This window comes from Phytobacter sp. V91, assembly GCF_965644225.1.
Classification (GTDB): domain Bacteria; phylum Pseudomonadota; class Gammaproteobacteria; order Enterobacterales; family Enterobacteriaceae; genus CBFFRJ01.
In genome coordinates, this window is sequence record NZ_CBFFRJ010000248.1 from 1 (window position 1) to 2,514 (window position 2,514).

At 52.7% G+C, this 2,514-nt stretch carries 1 protein-coding gene; it reads right to left on the reverse strand.

Translation table 11 applies throughout. The features are described from left to right. Nucleotides 1–138: 138 nt before the first annotated feature. Nucleotides 139–2,232, reverse strand: coding sequence for a TonB-dependent siderophore receptor (locus ACSZO4_RS25315; RefSeq protein ID WP_437891844.1), 2,094 nt, complete (start codon nt 2,230–2,232; stop codon nt 139–141). Nucleotides 2,233–2,514 lie beyond the last annotated feature (282 nt).

Genomic DNA, 2,514 nt, shown 5'->3' on the forward strand with positions numbered 1-2,514 from the left:
TGCTTCCATCGGGAATAAGGATCTGGCAGCCTGAGTTCCCAACTAAAATACTCTCCAGGAAAACCGGGGCGGTTCACCTTACTTAAAAGTCAAACCTTTTGCAGCCCCCCGGAAAAGCCGGGGGATTACCGGATGTAATTACCACTCATAATTAACCGTCGCCGTTACCGTGCGGCCTATACCGTAGAAGCAGGAAGTGGTGGAGGCGCAGGCGGCGACATATTTCGTGTCGGCGATGTTGTTGACATTGATCTGCGCCGTGGTTCCCTTCAGCACCGGGATCAGCTTGCCCAACTCATAGCTGACCTTGGCATCATAGAGATCGACCGCGGGTACCTTGAAGGTGTTTTTGGCATCGCCGTAGCTGGTGCCGATATATCTGGCGCCAAGTCCGAGGCCTAGGCCGTCGGCTACGCCGGAGTGGAAGTTGTACTCACTCCATATCGATGCCGTATGCGTCGGAACACGTGCCGGCGTTTTGCCCTGCGTACCGGCCACAGAGGTTTTGACGGTTTCGGAATCGATATAGCCGTAGGACGCGATCAGATTCATGGATTCGGTCAATGCCGAGCGAGCTTCCACTTCTACCCCTTGGTTACGAATTTCCCCAATCTGTTCATACCAGCCCAGAGTGCTGTTGTAGGTGGTGATATTCGTCTGACGCAGATCGTAGAGCGCCAGCGTAAGTAGGGTATTCCAACCCTCCGGCTGGTATTTGATGCCAACTTCAGTCTGTTTACCGATACTCGGAGAGAAAGGTGCGGTTCCCGGTGCCCGGTTGGTTTGAAGGCTGGGTAGGAAAGAAGTGCTGTAGCTCACATACGGCGAGACGCCATTACTGAAGGCATACAGCAGTGCCGCACGGCCGGTGAATTTATTATCGTTTTGCTGCACTTTGCTACTTGCGAGATAATCATTGGTACGTACCTCGGTCCAGTCGTATCGACCAGATAACAACAGGTTCCAATTGTTCAATTCCAGTTGATCCTGAGCGTAGATGCCGACCTGATCCAAGGTCTGCAACTGATCCGTACTCTTGGTCAGAGAACCCTCATCCACCGACACGCCGTAGTTGGGGGAAGACCAATCGATCTGGTAGCTCGTACTGCTGCGGCGCCATAACTCCTGACGATCCTTGTTCCACTTGTAGTCCAGCCCGGCCAACAGCTGATGATCCACGGCGCCGGTGGCGAACTGGGCCTGCCACTGGTTATCCAGCACGAACTCATCGGTATCGCGCTCCTCTATCTGGGCACGCCTGTTCAGTACGTAGGTACTGTAAGAGTTTGTATAAACCAAATATTTGTATTTCTGGCTGATCCTGGCATAGCGCGCATTCTGCTTGAAGGTGAACAGATCGTTGATGACGTGCTCGAACTCATAGCCGATAGTAGATTGCTCGCGCTCCGACTTCTGGAACGACGGGTCGCTGACGTTGAAATCGAAAGGAATATAGCCGCGTTCGGTCGCGAATACGGTACCCGTTGCCGGCAAGAAGTTGCGGTAGCCGGCTTCAGGATCTTTCTGGAAACTGCTCAACAGGGTGAAACGGGTCCCGGGATTGGGGATCCAGGTCAGCGCCGGCGCGATCGCATAACGCTCTTCCTTGTAATCATCGACCTGATTGTGCTGCGTGCGCGCAAGGCCGTTAAGGCGATATAACAACGTACCGTCATCATTAAGCGCGCCGCCGAAATCGAACGCCCCCGATGCCAACTCGTTACTCCCGCCTTTGAGTTGGATCTTATGTATCGGCGTGGCGGTCGGGCGTTTGCTGGTCATGCCCACCAAGCCGCCGGGGCTAACCTGGCCGTAAAGCACCGAAGCCGGTCCCTTGACTATCTCGATGCGTTCCAGTAGCCAGGGATCGACGACGCCATTCCCGGATCCCGCCGCCTCGCCGAAGCTCAATCCGTCGAGAAAACGCGGCGCATAATAAAAACCGCGGATAAACACTTCGTCGTATCGGTTGGAACTACCCCGGTATTCGGTAAACACCCCGGGAGTATAGCGCAGCGCCTGCGATACCGAGGAAACATCCTGTGAATCCATCTGATCGCGCGTCACGACGGAAATAGATTGCGGGGTTTTAATTAACGGCGTCGGCGTCTTGGTGCCCAACTGGCTGACCGTCGCCACGACGCCCTTGAGAGGGGCGGTGGGATCCTCGCTCTTATCATTGGCCACCACCGTAATAGTTTCTTCAGCCGCAATCCCCGGTAGCGGCAGCATTGATACCTGCCCTAATCCCAAAATCACCGCTGTTCTTACGCAACTTTTACTATTTATTTTCATTACTGTAACACCCCTGAGATATATAAGCATTACGTTACGGTTTGTAATTATTCATTTCGGTAAAAAGGCTATCACGATAAAAAAATCAAGTGAAATAAAATTAACTATCATTATCATTAAGGGGGTGCTATTTAGTCGTCATTTATGAGAACATAACCCTTTCTTTGACATAGACTTTTCACGATGCCCGCTCTTGCCAGCTATTCCTCCCGCAAAAAA

Coding starts and splice junctions, on each gene's coding strand:
- ACSZO4_RS25315 (WP_437891844.1), bottom strand. CDS start 2,232: ATGCTGCCGCTACCGGGGATTGCGGCTGAAGAAACTATTACGGTGGTG.